This window comes from Klebsiella sp. CN_Kp075, from assembly GCF_040065055.2.
Classification (GTDB): domain Bacteria; phylum Pseudomonadota; class Gammaproteobacteria; order Enterobacterales; family Enterobacteriaceae; genus Klebsiella; species Klebsiella aerogenes.
This window is the reverse complement of record NZ_CM198050.1, coordinates 2277941-2301312: the sequence shown is the minus strand read 5'-3', so window position 1 is coordinate 2301312 and position 23372 is coordinate 2277941. Positions and strand designations below refer to the sequence as shown.

Genomic DNA, 23372 nt, shown 5'->3' with positions numbered 1-23372 from the left:
GGCCGCTACGCTTATCTCTCCTGTCGGGCGTATAAATAGGCGGTCGCCCGCGAAATGCCAAGATGCTGCGCGACCATTTCCATTGATTTGCGCAGATCTAATAGCCCCTCTTTACGCAATTGTTGAATCACCGTTTTACGATCCGTCGCACTCAGCGCCCTGGCTGTCGTCGCCCGCTCGGCGGCGAATGCATCAATTCGTTGGCGAATGGCCGCTGCGCCGCCCGGTTCAAGATGTTCAACCACCGTGGCGCTTTCCGTGGCGGTAAAGCGCGCCAACGCGCTCTGCATACCGCGAAACAACGTCATATCGACGTTAAGACAGAGGGCGGCAACATATTCACCGTTATCGCCCTTAATACCGATGGAGGTACTTTTCACCGCACGGCCATCGGCAAATTGATTGGCATAGTTGGCAACGACGGCCGGAAACTCGGCGCTGGCAATCCGCGCTAACCCCATCTCGGTCGCCGGCTGACCAACCTCTCTGCCGGAGAGATTATTGTGGATTGATAAAATGGCCTGTTGAGGATGCGTCAGGTCATGGACGACCACTTCACAAAACGGCGCGAAGGTTTCGCTTAACCCCTGGGCGATGAGATCAAGCTGTGCCAGCAAGGGCGACATCTCGCTACTCATAATTCGTTCCCGGTGGCCAATAAAGCGCTGTAACGACTCATATCCACATTACCGCCGCTGATAATAATGCCGACTTTTTTACCCCGCAGATGCGCCATGGCGCCCCGTGCGGCAGCGAAGCCCAGACAGCCGGTCGGTTCGACCACCATTTTCATCCGCCCGGCGAGAAATTTCATCGCTGCGACCAATTCATCGTCACTCACGGTCAGGATATCGTCGACGTGTTGCTGTATTAGCGGAAAAGTATATTGCCCCAGATGCTGGGTCTGCGCGCCATCGGCGATGGTTTTCGGCGTCTCAATATGCACAATGCTGCCGCAACGAAAAGATTGCTGGCCGTCATTGCCAGCTTCGGGCTCTACGCCATAGATTTTACACCCCGGAGACAGATGACGCGTCGCCAGCGCCGAGCCTGACAACAGCCCACCGCCGCCGAGGCAGACAAATAGCGCATCCAGCGGACCGACCTCTTCTATTAGCTCTTTCGCCGCCGTCCCCTGCCCGGCAATCACGTGCGGATGATCGTAAGGAGGGATAAGGGTTAACCCATTCTGTTGCGCCAGATCGCGACCGATCTGCTCGCGATCCTCCGTGTAGCGGTCATAAAAAACGACTTTACCACCGTAGCCCCGGGTGGCGGCGACTTTAGCCGCAGGCGCATCGTGTGGCATGACGATAGTCGCCGGAATGTCCAGCAGTTTAGCCGCTAGTGCAATGGCCTGCGCGTGATTACCAGAAGAAAACGCCACTACCCCGGCCCGTTTTTGCGTTGGGCTAAACTGTTGCAACGCGTTCATCGCGCCGCGGAATTTAAATGCCCCCATGCGCTGATAATTTTCACACTTTAAAAACAGCTGCGCTGAGTATTGCTCATCCAGGGTACGGGAGGTCATCACAGGAGTAGAGTTGGCGTAACCGGCAATCCGCCGGGCGGCGGCTGCCACGTCGCGATAATCGGGAAGTTGTAGAGTCATTGTTTCGCCTTGTTGTTCAATGAGTAATCAGGACCTAATACATTTCGTCTAATTAAATACATTATGCATGATCAATATTCAACCGCAAATGGCATAGATCGCAACCAGAAGAAAATGTGCTCCGCTTGCCTATTGCCTGCTGGAAATTTCCCACATTTGGGAGCAGGATATAATCAAATACCTGATTATTGTGGTAACGCCCCATCAGCTTCTGCGGACGCAACCCGACACACTGGACAGGAGAATGTCATGTATTACACGTTAGGAGAAAAGACCCTCCACTTTTATCGCTATCAGTGCCGTTACTACGTTGCTCATTGGGACGGCGGTCACGTGATGGCCGAGCAGTTCAAGCCGTTTATCGCCGGGATCAGCGAAAAGACCGGTCTGGAAGCAAAGCGTGTGGAAGCAGTCGCTCGCGATTACTTTACTAACGTGGATTAACACAACCCTTTGATATCGCCAGAAAAGACTAAACGGCACCTCAAAGGTGCCGTTTTATATTCACTTTGGTGAGTACCAATCAGGCGGTGGGGATTTTTGAAATAATATATTCGAGTGATTCATCAATATTCTCACCTGCCAGCATTTTCTTCCGCACGCTAAACGCCCGGCCTGTACGTAAGAATTTTAGGGATACCGTGTCATTAGTAACGCCTTTGCCTGTTAATACGATTTCATTCAGCGGTACGATAAAAGTATCTGAGTACAATTTTGGTTTAACTATCAATTTATCACCAGAAAGACCAATCATAACGCGCTCCTTGAGGCGTACCCCATTCCAGATATTGAGAATGCCTACTGCGACCAATAAATAGCCAATTCCCACGCCCATCACCAGCACAATAACTCCCATACACAAAGCAATAGCACCAGTAGGAGTAAATCGGGATGTATCGCATGTTAATTTATAGTTTTTATCTTCAGGCTTAGATATTTCAACCGCAGCTTCAGGGTTATAAACATCAAGGTTTGCATTGCAGTATCTTTCGTAGCTAAAAAGATAACCGATTAAAAACAACAAACCAATCGGCACCATAGCAATCCCACCGATATAAGCAAACACAATACCAACACGCGGGACTTTCGGTAATAAAAAAACGCTTACCACCTGAACAACTATAGCAAAAGGAAGTACAATTGTGACCAAATCTTTAATCAAACGCAGCGTTCGATCATAGCCATAATAATCTGAAAGCGAGTTGACCTCATTGAGCGCCAAAAGAAACATGGCTAAGTTAATAATAATACCAATCAATGTCAGACGGTGAATTTTATTCATTCATACTCCATTATGCTTACTCATCGTAACATATTAATTTAATTAATAGGTTTACACTATGCCGCTAATAAAAAAGGCATTTTTAACACCTGACGCCGTTCAACAACTCGAAATATCCGAATATATTCTCGCATGTAAAAAAGACAAGACATACATAAGACAAACAATATACCCCAAAGATTCGCACGCCAATAAAAAGAGCCAGCCGATATTAACAAATACACCCTCCCCGTCAACAAAAAAAGCAAAACACAATATTCAGGCGTCATTTCTTTTTAATGTAAACTTCCCTGGTGCGGAATTTAATTCATGCGTTAAATTTATTACTCTTGATCCGATACATCAGGTCTATATTTTATCGACATTGCTGCTTTCATTCTTATTCATGCATTAACCATTGGCATTGTTCATTTTACCAGGCTATACCTTAGGCATCATTATTCATCAAGGATCTGTTGCAATGGGCAAGAAAATTTTAATGCTGGTGGGTGATTACGCTGAAGATTACGAAACCATGGTCCCGTTTCAGGCATTACAGATGATTGGCCATCAGGTCGATGCTGTCTGCCCGGATAAAAGCAAAGGCGACTATATTATGACGGCGATTCATGATTTTGACGGCGCACAAACCTATAGCGAAAAACCCGGTCATCGCTTCGTACTGAACGCAGACTTCGATAGCGCCAATGAGCAAGACTACGACGCACTGCTCATCCCCGGCGGCCGTGCGCCAGAATATCTGCGCCTGAATGAGCAGGTGATTAAGCTGGTACAGGCTTTTGACGCTGCGCGTAAACCGATTGCCGCCGTCTGCCACGGCCCACAGCTTCTCGCGGCCGCCGGCATTCTTAAAGGCCGTACCTGCAGCGCTTATCCAGCTTGCGCTCCCGAAGTTCGCCTCAGTGGCGGACATTACGCCGATATCGGTATCGACCAGGCGCACGTTGATGGCAATCTGGTTACTGCCCCCGCCTGGCCCGCCCACCCGCAGTGGCTTGCTAAATTTGCCGAGGTGTTGCAGCGGTAAGCGCCTTTTCCAGGGCTGGAGTCGCTACGGTACGATATGCCCCCCAGCCCTTACTCCTTGCGCGAAGCTATTCCACGGTTTTATTTTTTACTAGTGCATAAGAGACTATCAGCTGCTGCAGGTGCTGTTCCGCTTGTTGCTGCTGCGCGGCGCGGCTGATTTGCCCTTCTGTCATCGCCGATAGTTGGCGTAACTGTTCTTCAGCCGGAACGGTTCGATTAAGAGACTGAGTAATGGCGAACACCGCGGATTTCAGTTCACTGACCGTCAGGTATTTTCCCTTCTGCTCATCCAGGGCATTCAGACGCTGAGTTAATTGCTGCAGTTGCTGCATTCCCTGATACCACCCGGTGAGGTTTTCCGCCGGCAGCGCGGCGGCTATGATCTGCTGCCGCCACTGCGAGGACAATGTTTTCGCCTGCTCCGGCCATAGCGCCAGTGCCTGTTGTACCAGTTGATCGCTATAGTCGATGGCCCAATTAGGTTTGAGTTGAGCCAGATGTGTAAGCTGCTGCCGGGTCTGCTTTATCCCACTGTCTGCTGACGGTGCGTGCAGAGAAAAGGAGCGTAACTGATCTGGCGAAAGTACCGTCGGCAATGGCGCCAGACTGAGAGCGAATTGCTGCTGTTCCGGATCTGGTTGATTCATCGCCTGCCACCCCCACCCTGCCGCTGCGGTCAGCGCCAGCATCGTCAGCATACCGGCCATAAAAGGTCGCCATCGTTTTTCAGAGTTCTGACGCTCATTGCCGACTTGCACGTTTGGCAGCGTTTCCGGCGGCGCAATATAAACCCACTTTGTTCGCTCAACCCGCTCATCCAAATGGGTGGACGCGTTCTCCATCGTGACTACGTGCGGTAGGGTATCAGCGCTGGTCACGCCATCGCTATTCTCCAGCCGTACAGCCGCGTTATGCATCAAATTGAGCAACGCATCAAACTGACTGGCGTGCTTTAATTCCAGACGCTGCAGCGCAGCATCCAGCGCTTTCAGATGCGCTTCCGCCTCATAAATCAAACTAAGATCGGCATAGGTCAGCGTCAGCGTACGCAGCGCTTGCTGTAGCCGTTTACCCAAACCGCTGAGGATTTCCATCCGCGCGTGTACCGGCTGTGGCCAAAGGCTCCCCCACTGACGGGTAATCAGCGTTTCCAGGATAGCCAGGCCTTCATTCAGCCCGGATAAACCGGTTAACTGCGTACGGGCAAGCGTATACCAGGCCGCAGTCTGCAGCTCTACGCCGTTACGGTCAAACAGCGACAGACAAAGCCGTTCTGCGTACAGCCAGTCAACGTCGGGGCGCGCCGGGTGGCTGAGTTTATGCATTTCTTCACGCAGCTTTGCGTAGTCTGCCAGCGTGCGCGGATCGCCGCCGGTAGTCAGGTGACGCTTAGGATATGTTGTCATAGGGGTAACCAGAGTGAGGGCTAAATAGCGGTGCGGGCATTCAGATACTGTTGCTGTTTCAGATGGCGAAGGAGAACCCTGCCTTCAGGCATAAATTCCGTGCCATAGCGTACCAGACCAATTTCCTTCAGTTCCGCGTCGATGGCATAACGCAGTTCGCCTGGCTGTGTCTGTTCGAGCATCTCCACACGGAGGCTGTTCAGCCGCGGTTCGTATTTGAGCAGTACCGCGGACAGCGTGGTCATTAACTGGTGCGCGCTACCCGGCATCCCCTGGAGAATTTTTGTCATATCCGGCAGACCGTAATCCGGAAGATGCGCCAGCGTGCCCGCCCGGCAGTTGAGGATACGCTGCATATTATCAAGCACCGATAAAATGACCTGATTTTCTTCACCGATCTGATGCAGCTCGAGACCGCCGGAGAAATTACCAAACAGGGTGTCGTAAAGTGAAGGGCGCGGCATTTTAGTTACCTTTTAACGGTTGCAGCGTCAGCCGGTTGTGACCGGCTTCGATAATACGCGGCTTGTCGGGGTCGAGGTCGTCGCGGGTCAACACTAACCGCCAGCTGTCCTTGACCCGATCCGGCGCGATAAACATCCCCGCCACCGCGACGTATTGCGCCGCCGTCTCCAGCGGCATATCCAGCGCCACGGATTCCCCCGGGCGTAGACGGATATATTTTTGGGCCAGCCAATCGCTTGGTATTGCCCGGCTATCGTCAGCAAATAGCGAGGGATAATCGCTGGCGTCAAACGCTTTGCGCTCTTTGAGTTGGTAAATTCGCACTACGGTTGCCAATGACGCCCCTTGCGCATTGTGGTTCACCCCTTCCCGGGCCCGAATATCCAAATGCAGCGTTTTGATCTGTTTATAAAAAATAGCGTAGGTCACTGAGACGGCTCCATCTTTTACGCTCTGCGTCAGGCCGCAGCCGGTTAAGGCTGCAGTGAGAGTGATGGGCAGCAATGTGGCGCAATTTTTACCAGCGATAGTTGCCATCTTCATCGTTCTCCCTTCGGTGAATATTTTTCGGATGCGCTGATAACGCCCCAGATGAATGGTGATAATGTCAGTAGCAGGGTATTGCGCGTTAAGCGGGCGCAGTACCGCGGTCCGCCCTAACCGCGCCGCGTTTTTGGGTTGGCAAGAGCGTTGCGCAGCCGGTAATAAATGGCGGGCCACATACAGCTGTAGCCGTACATCCAAATGGGCGCCCAGCCAGGGCATTCAGCGTGGAGTCTGCGGTGTCGGACATACGATGTTCTCCTTAACATGGTCAAATAATATTTTTTTCGCTTTTTCATCCTCATCGGGCGCACGATGTATCGGATATTCCGGAGATGAGCGATCGTGACAAGAACGAACAATTCTTACCTTATCGCAGGGAAAAATATGCACTTCAAAGCCACAGGCCTGTCCCTTCTCCCAGCGCTCAATGGGAACGGTGATCGGTCCATGGCGCTGATAGTATTGTGAATAGTTGTCAGGCATATCGCTTATTTTCATCCAGGAGTTAGGGTCGGAAGTCCAGGTGATTTTTGCCGTCAGCCCCGGCCGCCAGTCGTTGGGCACCATCACACAGCAGAAGCCGCCGCCGCCGTAGGAATTGGCTCCAGGCCCGCCGTAGCCGTTCACCTGCACCGAAACAATGGCATCCGGACCGTGGTTTAAGACGTTTATATCAGCGCCGCTCATGCCGTCGCGACTGTGATCGCGGCAGGCCGTCAGCAGGCAGAGAAAAACGGCGACCAGTACCGCCAGCCCTGTGGGCAAAATACGGGTATGCTTTATCATTGATGTATCCTTACAAAAATAAAATAAAGTAATGAATTATTAAGAGATGACGTAATTACAGATTTTTATTTTTACGACGCCGTCCATAGTAATATGGTAATTAAAGTGTCAGGGAAGCAGTATTTTAAAAGCCTCGCTTTTTATATCCCGATATATTTTCCCCAGCACGCCCGATACCGTATTCAGATCTTTCATATCCGTTCGCGCCTGCACTAATATATCGCCAACATTAATATCAATAATCGCTTTTACCCGCTGGCCAAATTGTTTCACCGAATCCCACGTATCGTCATCGTTATCGTAAATCGTCCGCGACGCAAAATAACCGTGGGAAAACGAGGAGTGCAGCGGGTCGTGATTATATTTGGCCAGCGTGTCATGCACGTAGTTATCGTAAAAATCCAGCATCGTCGGCGAGCCCATCAGCGCCGCCCGCCGGGCATCGCCGCTTTTCTTGATCTGGATATATTCCGACTCCTGCGCCGCCACCAGCGGACCGCCAAGCTGGTCGGTTTGCGTGGTGGGGATCACATCCAGCAGCACCTGGCCCAGCAGCGCCACGATACCGGTATGGGCAAAGTCATAACCCCATGCCGCGCGATCCAGACGATCCTTATCGATAAACGGCACTTCTCGCGGCCCTTTGCTTTCCGCGGGCGCCGCCGCCGACGGCAGCGCGCCGGTCTGCTCATTCAGCGCCTGCTGATAAAAAGGCTTACGCTGATAATACTTATCGGCGTATTGCGGGCTGGCAAAGCGCTCGGTGCGCCACGCGGTGATCCAGCTCAGCTGGTCCGCCAGCATCACCTCCAGCGCTTTGCCCTTCAGCGGCACATACACCGGATCCGGCAGTTTACCCAGCGGGCCGTTCTCCGGAGACTTCGCGGCGGTGGCAGCGGCTTTCGCCTTATCGCTATCCGCCTTGTCGTGAGCCGCCTTCAGCGCGGCGACCGGATCCCGGCCCTGAGCCACGGCGATGGCCACCACCTCCGCCTCGTTGACGGCCGGCGTTTCGGTCTTCGCCCCCGCCTGCTGCGCCCCGGCCTGCTGCCAGGCGTTAAACAGGGCGATGGCCTGGGCGGAGATTTTGAATTGATCCAATACATAAACAGACATCATTCGATAGGTTTTATCTTTGGCGCCGCCGGGCAATACCTCAGGAGGCACGCTCAGCGGCGCCCCGGCATCAAAGGCAGCGGCATACATATCGTGCAGCACAATCTTTGACAGCAGGCTGCGGGCGTCGGTCTGCACTTTGCCGAGTTCTGACGGTTTACAGTCGCCGCCGACATCGACATGCATCCCGGGATAGACCACCTCTACCGCTCCCGCCGGGTATTTACCGTCCGGACCGCGGATGGAGTCCAGCGGCAGGTCGCCATGCTGCTCGTGGCCGGCGACAAAGTGGTAGCAGCTTTTTAAGAAGCCTTTGGTGGTCGGCAGCCGCAGGCTGTTGGCCGCCCAGCCCAGATGCCCGGTGGCCGACGGCAGGATATGCGGCACGCCAACCGCGGAGACCGTATCCAGCAGCCCCATAAACTCGATACTGATGGGGATACCCAGCAGGGTCGGGCCGCCTGGCACCCCGGTCCCCGCCGGCAGCATATTTGTCGCATCGAGCGGCATTTTAGCGTCATCGAGCAGCGACTCCAGCCCGCGGGCGAAGGCGCGGGCGGTGGCGGCCCCCCGGCAGTAGCCGTAGACAAAGAGCTTGATTTTGGCGATGCGCCGCTGCGAGCGCTGGATATGCAGCCGCGTGGGCTGCCGCGGCCACTGGTTCACCACGCAGCCCAGATGATCGTCGCAGAAATCATCAAGCGCGCTTTTACGGTTGAACTTCTGGGTCAGCCGCGAGAAGGGCCAGACGGTGGCCATACTTTGCCGATATCTGGTCAGCTCACTGTCTTCTATCCTTTCCTTTTTCACCGCATAACAAATGCTGCTGTAGGTTTTAAGCAGCGCCTGGTTGATACGATCCTCACCGCCGTTGGCAAACAACTCGCCGTCCAGCGAGTAGTGCTCTTCGCCAATCTCCGGAAAGCGCGCGCCACAGCCGGGAAAGTAATAGCTGAAGTAGCCGTCGTTTTCCGCAGTTTCATCCTGCTCTTTCCAGTTTGCCGCATGGTAGAGCCTGCCGATATTGGTCAACGGCGGGTTACGCGAGCCGTATATCTCATCAGCCCCCTCTTTAGTACAGCAGGTACCGTCGAAGAACAGGCTGATATGCAGGCTGGCCGGGCAGCCCGGTTCCGTTTTTTTACCCGATTGATGATCGGACTCCCCGATATACCCTTCCAGGTACTGCCTGGCGTAGTTGCCTTCGGTCTGCGTTCTGTTCGCCGGCAGTCGACCGCGCTCGTTGTATTCGGCTTTCTGCTGTGTAGATTTATCGGCAGGCTTTTCTCCCTTTTTATCATCCGGCCCGGGAAACTTTGGTGGTAAACTGGCGGCTTCCGCGGTGGAGGTTTTAACCGTAACCGGGGTGGCGCCGGTCTGGAAGGCCGCAATAAGCGCCTTCAGAGCACTTAACGTGGAGTCTGCGGTATCGGACATATAATTTCCTCCCTGATATGTTTGATAAGTATTTTCTGAGCTCTTTGCTTCCAATCTGTCGGCGACTGGGGAACCGGATACCCCGGCTGTCCCGGTGGTATGCAGGAACGGACTATCCGCACCTTATCGCAGGGGAAAATATGTACATCAAAGCCACATCCCTGACCTTTTTCCCAGCGTTCAATGGGCACGGTAATCGGCCCATGGCGCTGGTAATGACTCGCATGATCATCAGGGATGTGCTTCGGGTCTATCCATGCGTTAGGATCGGAGGTCCAGGTGATTTTTGCCGTCAGTCCCGGGCGCCAGACATCAGGCACCATCACGCAACAGAAGCCGCCTCCGCCGCCGTAGGAGTTAGCACCTGGCCCGCCGTAGCCATTCACCTGCACCGAAACGATGGCGTCCGGACCGTGATTGTAGAGGTTTAAATCGGCGCCGCTCATGCCGTCGCGACTGTGGTCGCGGCAGGCCGTCAGCAGGCAGAGAAAAACGGCGGCCAGCACCGCCAGCCCGCCGGGCAAAATACGGATATGCTTTATCATTGATGTGTCCTTACAAATACAAAGTGATGACTTATTAATAAATGGCGTAATTAAATGCTTGTATTTATGCTAATAGATGAACCTCCATATATAACTGATGATGATATTTGTAGCGGTCAAATAAAATGGGCCGCTACAAATATCAATACCGGTTTCTCATAGACCAGAGCCGGGCAATATTAGTCAGCAGCGAATTGTGTATGCAGGCTGGCGGGACAGCCCGGCTCCGTTTTTTTGTCCGATTGATGTTCAGACTCCCCGACATATCCTTCCAGATACTGCCTGGCGTAGTTGCCTTCGGCCTGCGTTCTGCTCGCCGGCAGGCGGCCGCGCTCGTTGTATTCGGTTTTCTGCTGCGTGGAGTTATCCGCTGACGTTTTCCCCTTTTTGTCGGGAAACTTCGGCGGTAAACTGGCCGCTTCCGCGGTGGAGGTTTTAACCGTGACCGGGGTGGCACCGGTCTGAAAGGCGGCAATAAGCGCCTTCAGGGCATTCAGCGTGGAGTCTGCGGTGTCGGACATACAACTTCCTCCTTAATATGTTTGAAAATGATCTTATCCGCTCGTTGCTCCCAGTCAGGGGGAGACTGGGGTACCGGGTAGCCCGGCTGTCCCGGTGGAATGCAGGAACGGACTATCCGCACCTTATCGCAGGGGAAAATATGCACATGAAAGCCGCAAGCCTGATCCTCTTCCCAGCGTTCAATGGGCACGGTGATCGGGCCATGGCGCTGATAGTATTGCGAATAGTTGTCAGGCATATCGCTTATTTTCATCCAGGAGTTAGGGTCGGAAGTCCAGGTAATTTTTGCCGTCAGCCCCGGGCGCCAGACATCTGGCACCATCACACAGCAGAAGCCGCCGCCGCCGCCGTAGGAATTGGCCCTTGGTCCCCCGTAGCCGTTCACCTGCACCGAAACGATGGCGTCCGGACCATGGTTTAAAAGGGTGATGTCAGCGCCGCTCATGCCGTCGCGACTGTGGTCACGACAGGCCGTCAGCAGGCAGAGAAAAACGGCGGCCAGCACCGCCAGCCCGCCGGGCAAAATACGGATATGCTTTATCATTGATGTGTCCTTACAAATACAAAGTGATGACTTATTAATAAATGGCGTAATTAAATGCTTGTATTTATGCTAATAGATGAACCTCTATATATAACTGATGATGATATTTGTAGCGGTCAATGAATATTGGCCACGATAAATATTCTCAGCAGTTATTTCATATCCGTTCGTGCGTGTATTAATTATTTCGCCGATATTAAGTTCAATAATTGTTTTACTCGCAGGCCCGGCAGGACGCTATTATCGTAAAAATCCAGCATCTGCGGCGAACCCAGCTGCGCCACGATGCCGGTGTGGGCAAAGTCATAGCCCCACGCCGCGTGGTCCAGCCGATCCTTGTCGATAAACGGTACCTCACGCGGCCCCACGCTCTGCGCAGGCGGCGCAGCAGACGGTATTTTTCGGCCCCAGCGGGCGGGAATATATCTGCAGCCCGGCAGGCACCGTTTCCGCCATCTTCATCGTCGGTAGTTCCGGCGTCAGCGCCACCACCGATAGCCACGGAATGGTGCGCAGATAGTGCGGCCACAGCATGCTAACCAGCCCTTCGGTAAGCTCAGGCAGGTCGTCATCAATCTTTTCCCGCAAGCGCTCCATGGAAAAAGCAACCCCTTCAAACAGACGCTCTACGTAGGGATCCGGCGTACCGGCTTTGTCGAGATCCAGCATCGAAATAGCGCAAGGTTAAATCATCGATCGTATGCTATCCGTTACTCGTCCATGACGATCATCAGGCGTTTAAACGCACAGCACCGCCGCGCGGGCGGGGTCAATAGCAATCAGGTCCGCCAGCAAACGGTCCATCTGCGACTGCAGACGAGCTCTTTCCGTTTCGCTGCGTCCGGCCTTACCGCGCAACAGCCGCAGATGACGCGCTCGGACTTCAAACAGTAGTTCCGGTTCCCATTGCGCCAGTGACAGCGTGGCTGCCAGCACGTCCAGTTCCGCCAGCAGATGTTGCGCCAGTTCGTTTTTCCCGCTCTGCTCGGCAATCCGCGCCATCAATAATCGCAGTAACCAGCGGCTTCTGGGGGTGGTGATACCCGGACGATGTTGCAGCCAGGTCAGCGCCGCCTCAGCGCCATCGCTGTCGACCAGAGCCAGCGCCTCCGGCTCTAACTGAAGGATGTTGTCGTCGCCGGAAGCGGTGACGGCGCGGGAAGCGGTGTCGTCCAGCCAGATGGTTGCATTATCCAGCACCTGTTGCTGTATCCAGTTCAGCGTCACCTCATCGGCAAACGGCGTACCATCGTTAAACGCCAACCCTTCCAGGCCGATCAAACGTGCCAGCAGTCCTTGCAGATCATGCTGAATAATAGCGGCCTGCGCGTCGCGCCCGGATTTCAACAGCGCCTGGTGAACATACCACTGCAGATCCAGCCACAGATGGTTTGCGCCGCGGGAAAACATCTCGCTGGCCTGCTCGAGTAATTCCATCCAGCTCTGTTGGAGATACAGCCTTTTCAGCAGCGCCCGCTGGTCCGGTTTTGGCGGATCAATACGAGTTCTGCCGTCCGCCAGTAACGGCGGCAACTGATGCAGCGTATCATGGCGAATGCTCTTTATCAGGTGGTGGGCAGAGAGCCAGCCATCCGGCTGGTCGCTGAGATACTTTGCCAGCACCCGCGCCTGCGTCAGCAGCTCCTGACCAGAGGTGATACCGCTGAGCACTGGCGCGCTGCCCCCCACCGCCGCTAGCGGCGCATCGCTGATATTCTGCGGGACCACAGCTTCTGGCCCGCCGGATTTCATTAACCGGGTTTCGAGGGCGGCGCACAACGCGCCGGGGACCGCCCCTTCTTGCGTCTGCTCCATGATCAGCAACGCGCCGGTGATACGTAGCGCATCGCTGTTGCATACCTCCGGGTATAACGACAGGCTGTCGAGCATGCGCTGGCTCGCCAGCCAGTCAAGGGCAGCTCTCCTGCTGCGATCCCGCTGCGGGTGTAGACTCACGCCAAAACGCTGCATTAATCCAGCCAGTAATTCCAGCCCATCAGCCAGACCCGCTTCGCCATCGCGGTGCAGGCGGGCCCAGGCGTAGTATGAGGCGACGCGGATATCCTGGGTGACGGTGGTCAGCAGCTTTTCCGCAAGCTGACAAATCAGATCGGTATTGGCGCCGGATAGCTTATTCACTTCTTCGCGCATCAACTGGAAATCATCGTCATAGCCGGGATCATCGCCCGTTGGTTGCTCGGTCGTGACCGGCTGCAGCCAGTTTTCCCACAGCAGCAAACGCTGCTGGGTCTGTGCGGCCAGCGCTTCCGGCGCTACCTGGCTCGCACTAATCAATGTAAGAACTGATGCCATTAATAAAGATCCTCCCTGCGCTGTTCACTCTCCACCTCGCAGCCCCATACGGACTCCGCCCCGCTGTCGCTCATTCCCGACGGGCTGTTGACGGGGAGTGTCTTACCAAATATCAACGTGCGCTGCGCATCGGCGAAATTCACCACTTCGCTCTGCGCCTCTTCCTGCAGGGTGAAATAATAGAATATGCCGACTTCAGCCAGCAGGCGCTGAATAAACGCCAGGTCGCTCTCGCGATACTGGTTTATCTGTTCGCGTTTTGGGTAGCTTTGCTTGAGATTAAATTCATATTCCCAACCATGCAGGTTATGCTCCTGCGGTTGTGTTGCGCTCACGGCCCAACGAACTCATCCAGGTCATATTTTTTCTCCATAAGACCGCAATGCCCTGCAGATAGTGTTCTGCTTGCCCATCGCCCGCGCCATCCTGTACCGGGATGGGGTTGACGCTAAGAAATTCTCATCAGGAGTGGCTAAATTCCATGACCACGTCGCCTTCTTCATCGACATCCAGAGAAAGGCTCTGCGGCTTCAACCCTGCCGCCAGATGGCTCAACAGTTGCTGACTCAGCACCGGTAGAATTTGTTGATTAAGCAGGCTGTCAATGTTACGCGCGCCGGTATCCGGCAGCAGGCAGGCGTCCGTCAACGCGTCGTACAAGCTTTCGGCAATATCGGTTGTCATACCGTAGTGACGATACAAACGCTGGCTGACCTGGTTGAGTTTCATGTTGACAATTTTGCGCATCGCCAGTTGGCTGAGCGGACGGTAAATAATGGTCTGGAAACGCGCGAGCAGCGCTGGTTGAAAATGTTCTCGCAGCACAGGGCGCAACAGGTCATGTAAATCGGATTCTGTCGCTTCCGGCCGCTCCTCCAGCCTCTGCATCAGCCGATCGCTGCCGAGGTTTGAGGTCATCAGGATCACCGTATTGCGAAAGTCGATTTCGCGTCCCTCGCCATCGCGCATAAAGCCACGGTCGAACACCTGGTAGAACACATTCATCACATCACGATGCGCTTTTTCCACTTCATCAAGCAGTACCACGCTGTACGGGCGTTTGCGTACCGCTTCGGTGAGAATCCCCCCCTGACCGTAGCCGACATAACCGGGAGGCGAACCTTTCAGTTGGGACACCGTATGCGGCTCCTGATATTCGGAAAGGTTGATGGTAATCAGCGATCTCTCACCACCGAACAGCTCATCAGCCAGCGCCAGCGCGGTTTCCGTTTTTCCAGTGCCGCTCGGACCGACAAGCAGAAATACGCCCTGCGGGCCGTTATCCGGTGCAAGCCCGGTTTTGGTCGCCCGCAGTCTCTTGGCAATGGCGTTTAGCGCCATATCCTGCCCCACCACTCTTTTATCCAAATGAGATTCGAGACTCAGCAGTTCCGTCTGCTCGTCCTTCAGCAATGAAGAGAGCGGTACCCCGGTCCAGTCGGCAATCACCGTTGCTACGGTACGTAAATCGACATCTAGCCCCAGCAACGGATGGTTATTCTGGACGCTGGCAAGTTGGCTCTGTAATGCGCCGATCTCCTTGCGGCGGGAAGGATCGGCTCGGCAGCTCAGCAGTTGCTCGGTCAGCTTCAGTTCCAGGCCGTACTGCGTTTCCAGATCACCAAGCTGTAAAATAATACGCGATTCTTCCAGCTCAATTGCCGCCAGCCGCGCTTCGTCGCTACCGCTACCGACCATGGCATCTTCCAGCAACGCCTGTTTTTCCATTTCCAGCGCCGTGATTTGCGCTTTCATACGCGTCAACAATTCCGGCACCGTATCGATTCCCATGCGAATGCGGGCCGATGCGGTATCCAGTAGGTCCACCGCTTTATCTGGCAACTGGCGGCCGGTGAGATAGCGTCGGGAAAGTGTCACGGCAGCGCGAATGGCTTCATCGGTGATATGTACCCCGTGATGCTGAGCATAGCGAGATTTTAGCCCGCGTAGCATCAGACAGGCGGTGTCATCGTCCGGTTCGTCGACTTTGACCATCTGGAAGCGGCGCTCCAGCGCGGCATCACGCTCGAAGTACTGCTTATACTCACTCCAGGTCGTGGCGGCGATAGTTCGCAGTTCGCCGCGCGCCAGGGCCGGTTTGAGCAAATTAGCGGCATCCGCGCCACCGGCCTGGTTGCCTGCGCCGATGATAGTATGAGCTTCATCGATAAACAGCAGCACCGGAACAGGAGACTGCTGTACCGCTTCGATAATGTTCTTAAGCCGCTGTTCGAATTCCCCTTTAACGCCTGCGCCGGCCTGCAGTAAGCCGAGATCCAACGTACGCAATGAAACCGGCTTCAGACTGTCCGGCACGTTGCCCTCCGCGATACGCAACGCCAGCCCTTCGACCAGCGCAGTTTTGCCGACTCCGGGTTCGCCAACCAGGATTGGGTTGTTTTTTCGCCTGCGCGACAGGATATCCACCATTTGACGAATTTCGTTATCGCGACCAAAGACCGGGTCGATTTTGCCTTCGCGGGCACGAGCAGTGATATCAAGGGTAAATTTGTCCAGCGCGTTCTGTAACGCAGGGGTCATCTCAGCGGACTTCACGGCCGATTCCACGGGGCGGCCGACAAACTCCACATCGCCAACGTGGCCTGGTTCATCTGGCTGTAATTCCGGGCGCTCATCAGACTGCATATCTAATAGTGGTCGCAGGTGTTCAAGCTGCGCTTGTCCCAACGTTAACAGCGGCCACAGACTGTCACAGCGCACCCGCGTTGGGTTGCTGACTAACGCCATCAGTAGATGAACACTGCGTAGAGAGGTCTCGCCCGCCAGTGAGGCCCTTAACCACGCCTCCTGCATCAGGCTCTGGATGCTGCCGGACAGCTGCGGCCGGCTGTGTACCGAGCGCGGAAGCGTTTCCAGAAAAGAGAGCAGATCCTGCCAGATAGCGTCCATATCCCACTCATAACGCCGCGCTAATACGGTCAGGTCTCCCTCGCCCTGCTCCAATAGTTTTAGCAGCCAGTGTTCGGGAAGGATTTGCGCATGCGCGCGGGCCTGGCACAACGAAGCGGCGCCTTCCAGGGCGCGGGCGCAATAAGGGTTTAAACGGCGTAACAGAATGGCTGGGTTTTCCATGAGGCTCTCTCTTTGTCGATTCCGGACACGCTACCGCCCATCGCCGTTTCCCGTGATGCAGGAGACCAAAGCGCACAAGGTCGGGCAGGCTGATTATTTTTGCTAAAAGCCAACGGTCACTGGCGCTTAGCAAAAAAGCAGACGGCGAACCGCCTGCTTCGGGCGTCAGGCTGTCGTTCGTTCATTCCATGAATCGGAATGAATGATGTTGCCGTCTTTATAGGTCCAGGTGATTTTTTCGTAGCGCAGTTCAATCTGCTCAAGATGGCTGTGTTTCTCGTAGGCTGGGTTCTTGATGTCGTGCATCAGCGGATTGACCTTCACCACTTTCACGTTTTCCAGTTTGGTGTTGAAGTATTCCACTTCCTGACCAGCATCATTGATTTTGTACCACTTGAATTCGGCAGACTTCAGCGTCTGGCCGGTAGTCACCGCCTTGTAGAGATAGGGGCTTGAGGAGTCGATTTCCTTGGTAAACAGAAACGGCGTGTGGATACGCGTGCCGGTTAGCTTTCCGGTGTTGTTGTCGGTCGGGATGTACAGGTTATGCTCCTGCGCCACTACTTCGATGCTGCCTTCACGATCTTTCACATCTACGGAACCTTTAATGTCCGCCCCGCCGTCGTCTTTCAACCATAAATAGACTGGTATTGCCATGTTAATTACTCCATTTCATTTTTTAACACGCCATCATCCTGAGATGGCGCAGGTGTGTTGTCTCTCGCCAGACAGGCTGTAGCCTGTCGAGCCAGACGACTTGGATAGTGACAGGCGTGTTACCCTTTCGCCTTCGGCATCTGGCTAACCAGAGACAAATTGACGTCCATGCCTTCCACCTGGAAGTGCGGCACCGCGAACAGCTTGACGCGGAAGAAGCCAGGGTTATCCTCGATATCTTCCACTACCACTTTCGCATCACGCAGCGGATGTGAGGCCTGCAGCTCGTCGCCCGGATCGGTCATTTCCGTAACCAGGCCACGAACCCAGGTATTGAGCTCCAGCTCAAGCAGGCGGCGATCTTTGGTGGTGCCGATGTTCTCGCGTTGGATCAGTTTCAGGTAGTGGGCGATGCGCGATAGCAGGAAGATGTACGGCAGGCGGGCGTTGATACGGCTATTGGCTGTCGCATCCGCGGTGTCGTACTGCGCGGGTTTCTGAGTTGAGTTAGCCGAGAAGAAGCAGGCATAGTCACGGTTCTTATAATAAGACAGCGGAATAAAGCCCAGATTGGCGAATTCGAACTCACGGGTTTCCGGGATCATCACCTCGGAAGGGATTTTCACCTGATTTCCTGTGCCGAGATCATAGAGGTGGATGGGAAGATCTTTCACCGCGCCGCCCGCCTGCGGGCCACGGATTTGCACGCACCAACCGTTTTGAATAAAGCTGCGTACCATGTTCGAGGCGAAGGCGAATGACGCGCTGGTCCACAGATACTTTTCGTGATCCGGCCCCTTTACCTGCTCAATGTAGTTAAAGCTGCGCACCGGAACCGTGTCCGGCCCATACGGCAGACGGCCCAATACCCGCGGCATGACCAGGCCGATATAGCGCGAGTCATCGGTATCGCGGAACGATTTCCATTTAATGTACTCAGCGCGATCGAAATAGTTGCCGATATCTTTAATTGCCGCGACTTCTTCCATTGAATCCTTGAGGAAAAATTTCGGCCCTACGGCGCCGATAAATGGCATATGCGCCGCAGCGGAGACTTTCGAAATATTACGCAACAGCGCCATGTCCTGCGGGCTGGCGTCAAACTCGTACGCCGATATTACCGATCCTATCGGCTCGCCGCCGGGGGTGTCGTATTCGGCGGTGTAAGTATGCCAGTACAGGCCGCTCTGTATCAGCTCTGGCGCATCTTCAAAATCCTGACGTAAATCGTCTTTGGACACATCGAGGATTTCGGTTTTCACGTTCTGGCGATAGTCGGTGTTATCTACCAGTTGCTTCAGGCCGCGCCACAGAGATTCCACCTTCTGGAACTCCGGGTGATGCATAACAGCATCAAGTTGACGGCTTATACGAAAATCCAGGTCCGCGATGTGGTGGTCAATAAGCGTTTTATCGAGTTTCTCCACCTGCTGGCCGGATTGACGAATGCAGTCCATAAAAACCTGCATCGCCGCGGTCAGGCGTTCCCCCGCCGTGGCCTCTGATAGCGCCGTGTCGTCCAGAAAGACATTAATATCGCCAAGGCTTGATGCCGGGCTCAGATTGATTTTTTCAAAAAGAGAAGCGTAAACGCTTTCTTTGTTCATTACGGCAGTTTGCCCCTGTGCGGGGTTCGTTTCAGTATTTACAGACATCAGCATATTCCCGGTTAATCCATTAAAAGAGATGACCGCCGTTTACTTCCCGGCAAGGGCACTCATTTCGGCGCGTAATTCGCTGGACAGAGCTGGATCTTTAAGGATTCTCTCAAGCTCTTTTCTGAAAGTAGCGTTATCAAGCAGGTTCGATTTGAGATCGCGTAATAAATTACGCATCGCCAGCATGGCGCGGAGTTGAGGGATTTGCCGGGCAACCTGTTCGGGCTCAAAGTCTTTTATATCGGAAAAACGCAGTTTAACATTGTCTTCTGAGTTATCCCCAGCCAGCGTATTCTCAACGGTGAGATTGATCTCTGGGTTAAATTCAGAAAGCACACTATTAAAATTATTCTTATTGATATCTATTTTCTGGCGCTCGGCCAATGGTCGATGCTCTTTTCCATTACTGAAATCACCAACGGTGAGCAGTTTAAGCGGTAGTTCAACCTTCTTCTGCGCCCCCCCGGTATGTAAGGATAATTTTAAATTAATACGTGCCTTCGGCACCTCATTCTGGAATGAATCAGCCATAGCGGTCCCTTTTCCTTAAGGAATGATTGTGGAGTAAATTTCGTTTTATTCACAACGTTATGTTTAAAGAAATCAGGGCAATATATCAACCAGCAGATACGAAGATCCAGAGATAACAAGTCATTTAATTGGCATAGATCAATATCGCCGGCAAGCAATCATTTCAACCAATAACTTATGCAATCTCAACACGATAACCAATATATAATTCACTCAATCACAGATGAAAACTATTTAAATGTGATAAATTCAACTTTCAGCGTCGAAATAAAATCATTCCTTTTAATAAATGAATTATTAAAAGGAACTATTAATAGAGACGTTAATAAAATAGCATTCTGGGTGTCAAAAACTACCAGACTGGCGTAGGCCAGTCTGGTATTCTCGTAAAAAACATTCTCTCAGAACCAGGCCTCAAACATACCGCCGATGTTCAGCGAATCCAGCCGCTCGTCGCTGGTGCCGTCTACTTTCGCGGTGTGCTCGTTATCCACCTGGCCGCCGGTAACATAGAAGCGCAGCATCGGGCGGAACTCCGGCCCCATGCCGATGGCGATGTTCTGCGACAGCGTCAGCTTCCAGCCGTGGTTATCCCCGCCCTGGTCGTAGTCAACGCGCTGGTAGCCCGCTTCCAGCCAGGTCGAGTGCACGTCGTTCCAGAAGTACATCGGCCGGACGATCGCACCGTAGTTTTTACGGTTATCGGTATTGTCCTTGCCGTTGTCGTAATCGTGGAAGGCCAGCAGATACTCGATCTGCGCCTGCTGAGTGAATTTATGGCTGCCCTCGAAGCTGGCATAAACCGTGGTCAGGTCGTCGGTCTTGTTATAGACGCTGTTATCCGAGTTGTCGGAGTAACGCAGAATAACTTTGTTCACCCCGCTGTCGTTGCTATGGCTCAGCACCAGCCCGCCCTGCCAGGCATCGAGGCGCGCGTCGCTGTCCACCGCTTTTGAGTCAAAGCCGTAGTTGGCATATACTTCGACGTCGATCGGCCCGGCCTTGATGTTGTGGGTTTTGGTGGTCAGCGCGTAGTGGCCGTTGTCGCCGGTATCGGAGCTGCCGGTACAGGTGATGCGCGACGGGTTGGTCTCGTCGGCCATCACTTCCGGACTACAGGATTTCACCTGCGACACCGTCGCCACGTCGAACTGCACGCCGCCGATATCGAAATTCTTCACCCCGGCGCCCTGGCCGTCGTGGTTCATCCAGAAGTAGTCGTTGATCCCCTGTTGTGGGCGCTGGTGGAAGTCGCGACCGGCCCAGATATAGGCGTTGGGGTTAGATTCGAGGACGTTGGTGACGCCGACGTAGGCTTTTTTCAGGTTAACCTCGTCGCTCCAGTGGTCAAACATGACGTTGAGATCCCAGATGGCCCCCTGCGCGCTTTTGAACGCTTTGCTGATCTGGAATTCGCCGCCGTTGCTTTCATTACCGAGACGGCCGATCGCCGAGGCGCCGTTATAGGAGCCGTCGACGCCGACATATTTCTGGTCGCCGGTCTGGAAGTGGGCGCCATAGCGGGCGTAACCGCTAAATTTCAGGCCGAAAGGGATCGCCAGATCCGGCGAAGCCGCGGTGGTTTGCGGGTTGGTTATAACATCGACCTTCTTATTAGCCGCGGCGTCGATTTTGGCCTGGCGGTCGGCCAGCGCTTTATCGACGGCTTTCGCGACGATGGCGTCGATCTGCTCCTGGGTAAATTCTTGGGCTGTTACAGAGGTAAGCGGAGAAAACACGGCGATGACCGCCATAGTTAATGGAAGCTTTCTTATCATTGTCATCATTATCTCAATAGAGGTTAATTTTATTCAGGCAATAACAATCTCACTCTGGCCACGCAGAATATGTTGCTACTGTGAGAACAATTTAATTTTTATTTTGTTCGACTACAGAGGTTTTATACGAATAACGTTCTCCTTTCCCACAATTAAATTAATGATTAGCGCTAAAACAAGCAACGCCGCAGAGACTTGCCAGTTGAATTTCATTGTATGGTGAACAAAACCATTAATCGCGCTGCACTTGACCTAAGATTGCATGAACACTCCAATATTGGTGGATGTAAGAAATGTAACAACTATGACACATCCTGTATTCTATAAACCGGCTGCTCAATTACGTTATTTCACTCAGCGATTGAGAAAACACTCAAATGTGAGCCATCTCGCAAATATCACTTTCATATATTCAACATCATAAAATCCATATAGAGTACAGAGATAATGCCAAACGGCCTTTGCTTTGAGGATCACAGAAGTAAAAAAACATAATTAATTAATTTAAAAACGTAATAGATTCTTCGCGATCTTTTGTGTCAGAAAGTGTTTCACATTCACACAACAAACCGGAGTCTGCTCAGAATGAGTAAAAACATAATGCAAAATCGCAATGATGAATATCATAAATTAACTCGCGGGGAACGTATTGGCTACGGTATGGGCGATTTTGCGCAAAACCTGGTTTTCGGCACGATCGGCGGCTTTCTTGCTCTACATATGTTGACGGTAAATACGATCAGTACAGCCACTGCGGGGTTCATTTTTCTTTTTGTCCGAATCATCAATGTTTTTTGGGATCCGATGGTTGGAACCTATGTGGACAAAAGGACCTCCGCGGCAGGGAAATATCGTCCCTGGCTATTAAGAGCCGGAGTGCCGCTAGTGATTCTTTCCGCTTTGCTTTTTGCCCCCATTCCGGGCGTCAGAGGCTCCGTACCGTTTGCTTTTATCATCTATTTAGCGCTGGATTTAGTCTATTCCCTGGTCAATATACCTTACGGTTCTCTTAATGCCTCGCTAACCAGAGATCCCGAATCAATTGATAAATTAACCAGTACGCGAATGATGCTGGCTAATAGCGCCAACCTTTTAGTCTATACCCTGTTTCCGATGTTCGTACAAATGGCTTCACCAAAAGATCGTAGCCTCAAGGATACTGGTTTTTTTGGCATTGAACTCAACCTTGGTAACTATACCGATCCATCAGCGAATTACGCCTGGTTCGGCGTCTACTCCGTTTATATGTTATTAGGCGCGGTGGCACTTTTTATTTGTTATAAATTCACCAAAGAACGCGTTGTTGCAACCGCAGAACAGACGGCGAATGTCAAAACAACCGATCTGTTCCTTGAGCTCAAAAATAACCGTCCTCTTGTCATTCTTGGACTATTTTTCATGCTGGCCTTTACCTTCATGTTCTTTATGAACACGGTAAATGGCTTTTTCAATCAGTATGTGGTTGGTCACTCTGAGTGGATGGGCGCCGTCGGTCTGGTCGCCTCAATACCGGGTATTGCGTTCCCTATTTTTTGGCCAAAACTTAAGAAAATTTTTGGTAAGAAAGGCTTCTTCCATATTTTCCTGGGGATGTTTATTGTCGGTGAGTTATTAACCTATGTCTGGTCACGCGAAGGGATGCACGATGCGCTGTGGCTTGCTTATATCGCCACATTTATTAAACAGTGGGGCTTAACCTCAGCCACCGGATTTATGTGGGCACTGGTACCTGAAGTGATTGCCTATGGCGAATTAAAGTCCGGTAAGCGAAATGCGGCAATTATCAACGCAATTATGGGACTCTTTTTCAAAATTGGCTTTACCATCGGCGGCGCCATTCCTCTGTGGTTGTTGGCCGTCTATGGTTTTAATGAAACCGGCGCGCAACAAAGCGCGAGCGCTATCGACGGGATCATGATGACAGCGGTCTGGATCCCCATCGCCTTAGCGGTTGTCTCGATGATCATCATGCAAATTTATCCTATCTCAGACAAACACGTCAGCGACATTAACCGCCAGCTTGATGAGATTCGGGTGTAAAACCAATACGAA

21 protein-coding genes and 3 pseudogenes are annotated in these 23372 nt (G+C 53.0%); 3 read left to right on the top strand and 21 right to left on the bottom strand.

Annotated features, from left to right (window positions below):
* Positions 1–11: 11 nt before the first annotated feature.
* The gene (locus ABLV78_RS10985; protein ID WP_047048965.1) at positions 12–638 is read right to left on the bottom strand and encodes a helix-turn-helix transcriptional regulator; all 627 of its coding nucleotides are present in this window, start codon (positions 636–638) and stop codon (positions 12–14) included.
* Positions 635–1612: a threo-3-hydroxy-L-aspartate ammonia-lyase gene (locus ABLV78_RS10980; RefSeq protein WP_047048967.1), complete on the bottom strand. Its 978-nt coding sequence runs from the start codon at positions 1610–1612 to the stop codon at positions 635–637. The genes ABLV78_RS10985 and ABLV78_RS10980 overlap by 4 nt, the downstream gene beginning before the upstream one ends.
* A gap of 249 nt (positions 1613–1861) precedes the next feature.
* Here ABLV78_RS10980 and ABLV78_RS10975 point away from each other — a divergent pair, with 249 nt between their 5' ends.
* Complete coding sequence (locus tag ABLV78_RS10975; RefSeq protein ID WP_045397506.1) at positions 1862–2056, top strand: hypothetical protein; 195 nt, start codon at positions 1862–1864, stop codon at positions 2054–2056.
* A 79-nt stretch (positions 2057–2135) separates the two neighbouring features.
* Here ABLV78_RS10975 and ABLV78_RS10970 read toward each other — a convergent pair whose 3' ends face one another.
* Positions 2136–2894: a hypothetical protein gene (locus tag ABLV78_RS10970; protein WP_047048970.1), complete on the bottom strand. Its 759-nt coding sequence runs from the start codon at positions 2892–2894 to the stop codon at positions 2136–2138.
* Between the two features lie 460 nt (positions 2895–3354).
* On the opposite strand from ABLV78_RS10970, the gene ABLV78_RS10965 reads away from it, so the two are divergent.
* Entirely contained in the window at positions 3355–3921 is a 567-nt protein-coding gene (locus ABLV78_RS10965; RefSeq protein WP_047079055.1) for a DJ-1/PfpI family protein, read from the top strand.
* A gap of 67 nt (positions 3922–3988) precedes the next feature.
* Here ABLV78_RS10965 and ABLV78_RS10960 read toward each other — a convergent pair whose 3' ends face one another.
* From ABLV78_RS10960 to ABLV78_RS10875, 18 genes and pseudogenes are all read right to left on the bottom strand, one after another.
* A complete protein-coding gene (locus tag ABLV78_RS10960; RefSeq protein ID WP_047047466.1) occupies positions 3989–5329 on the bottom strand; it encodes a VasL domain-containing protein in 1341 nt (446 codons plus the stop codon).
* A gap of 20 nt (positions 5330–5349) precedes the next feature.
* Positions 5350–5793: a type VI secretion system baseplate subunit TssE gene (gene tssE, locus ABLV78_RS10955; RefSeq protein WP_032708247.1), complete on the bottom strand. Its 444-nt coding sequence runs from the start codon at positions 5791–5793 to the stop codon at positions 5350–5352.
* Position 5794: 1 nt separating this feature from the next.
* On the bottom strand, positions 5795–6331 hold the full coding sequence (gene tssJ, locus ABLV78_RS10950; protein ID WP_072251522.1) for a type VI secretion system lipoprotein TssJ: 537 nt from the start codon (positions 6329–6331) through the stop codon (positions 5795–5797).
* Positions 6312–6553, bottom strand: a pseudogene (locus ABLV78_RS10945) (type VI secretion system baseplate subunit TssG); the annotation flags it as partial. The pseudogene ABLV78_RS10945 and the gene tssJ, both read right to left, overlap by 20 nt.
* 6 nt (positions 6554–6559) lie before the next feature.
* The gene (tli1a, locus tag ABLV78_RS10940) at positions 6560–7126 is read right to left on the bottom strand and encodes a Tli1a family immunity protein (RefSeq protein ID WP_047047469.1); all 567 of its coding nucleotides are present in this window, start codon (positions 7124–7126) and stop codon (positions 6560–6562) included.
* Positions 7127–7234: 108 nt separating this feature from the next.
* The gene (locus ABLV78_RS10935) at positions 7235–9679 is read right to left on the bottom strand and encodes a Tle1 family T6SS lipase effector (RefSeq protein WP_088389863.1); all 2445 of its coding nucleotides are present in this window, start codon (positions 9677–9679) and stop codon (positions 7235–7237) included.
* Entirely contained in the window at positions 9652–10224 is a 573-nt protein-coding gene (tli1a, locus tag ABLV78_RS10930; RefSeq protein ID WP_047047410.1) for a Tli1a family immunity protein, read from the bottom strand. The genes ABLV78_RS10935 and tli1a (ABLV78_RS10930) overlap by 28 nt, the downstream gene beginning before the upstream one ends.
* 179 nt (positions 10225–10403) lie before the next feature.
* Positions 10404–10745: a hypothetical protein gene (locus tag ABLV78_RS10925; protein WP_226473829.1), complete on the bottom strand. Its 342-nt coding sequence runs from the start codon at positions 10743–10745 to the stop codon at positions 10404–10406.
* A complete protein-coding gene (gene tli1a, locus ABLV78_RS10920; protein WP_047047413.1) occupies positions 10718–11290 on the bottom strand; it encodes a Tli1a family immunity protein in 573 nt (190 codons plus the stop codon). Before tli1a (ABLV78_RS10920) ends, ABLV78_RS10925 begins: the two co-directional genes overlap by 28 nt.
* Before the next feature lie 182 nt (positions 11291–11472).
* The gene (locus ABLV78_RS10915; RefSeq protein WP_015705642.1) at positions 11473–11658 is read right to left on the bottom strand and encodes a hypothetical protein; all 186 of its coding nucleotides are present in this window, start codon (positions 11656–11658) and stop codon (positions 11473–11475) included.
* A 19-nt stretch (positions 11659–11677) separates the two neighbouring features.
* A pseudogene (locus tag ABLV78_RS10910) lies at positions 11678–11974 on the bottom strand (type VI secretion system baseplate subunit TssF); the annotation flags it as partial.
* Between the two features lie 54 nt (positions 11975–12028).
* Positions 12029–13603 (bottom strand): type VI secretion system protein TssA, encoded by a 1575-nt coding sequence (gene tssA / locus ABLV78_RS10905; RefSeq protein WP_045398046.1) that lies wholly within the window; start codon positions 13601–13603, stop codon positions 12029–12031.
* 32 nt (positions 13604–13635) lie between these two features.
* Positions 13636–13920: pseudogene (locus tag ABLV78_RS10900) on the bottom strand (contractile injection system protein, VgrG/Pvc8 family); the annotation flags it as partial.
* 145 nt (positions 13921–14065) lie between these two features.
* Entirely contained in the window at positions 14066–16696 is a 2631-nt protein-coding gene (gene tssH, locus ABLV78_RS10895; RefSeq protein ID WP_047047424.1) for a type VI secretion system ATPase TssH, read from the bottom strand.
* A 165-nt stretch (positions 16697–16861) separates the two neighbouring features.
* Positions 16862–17353, bottom strand: coding sequence for a type VI secretion system effector Hcp (hcp, locus tag ABLV78_RS10890; RefSeq protein ID WP_015366299.1), 492 nt, complete (start codon positions 17351–17353; stop codon positions 16862–16864).
* 119 nt (positions 17354–17472) lie between these two features.
* Positions 17473–19008 carry a type VI secretion system contractile sheath large subunit gene (gene tssC, locus ABLV78_RS10885; protein WP_047047433.1) on the bottom strand — a complete coding sequence of 512 codons (1536 nt, stop codon included), beginning with the start codon at positions 19006–19008 and terminating at the stop codon, positions 17473–17475.
* Between the two features lie 42 nt (positions 19009–19050).
* Entirely contained in the window at positions 19051–19542 is a 492-nt protein-coding gene (tssB, locus tag ABLV78_RS10880; protein WP_015366297.1) for a type VI secretion system contractile sheath small subunit, read from the bottom strand.
* A 401-nt stretch (positions 19543–19943) separates the two neighbouring features.
* Positions 19944–21326 carry a carbohydrate porin gene (locus tag ABLV78_RS10875; protein WP_165430699.1) on the bottom strand — a complete coding sequence of 461 codons (1383 nt, stop codon included), beginning with the start codon at positions 21324–21326 and terminating at the stop codon, positions 19944–19946.
* A gap of 594 nt (positions 21327–21920) precedes the next feature.
* Between ABLV78_RS10875 and ABLV78_RS10870 the strand changes: the two genes are divergently transcribed.
* The gene (locus tag ABLV78_RS10870) at positions 21921–23360 is read left to right on the top strand and encodes an MFS transporter (RefSeq protein ID WP_165430700.1); all 1440 of its coding nucleotides are present in this window, start codon (positions 21921–21923) and stop codon (positions 23358–23360) included.
* Positions 23361–23372 lie beyond the last annotated feature (12 nt).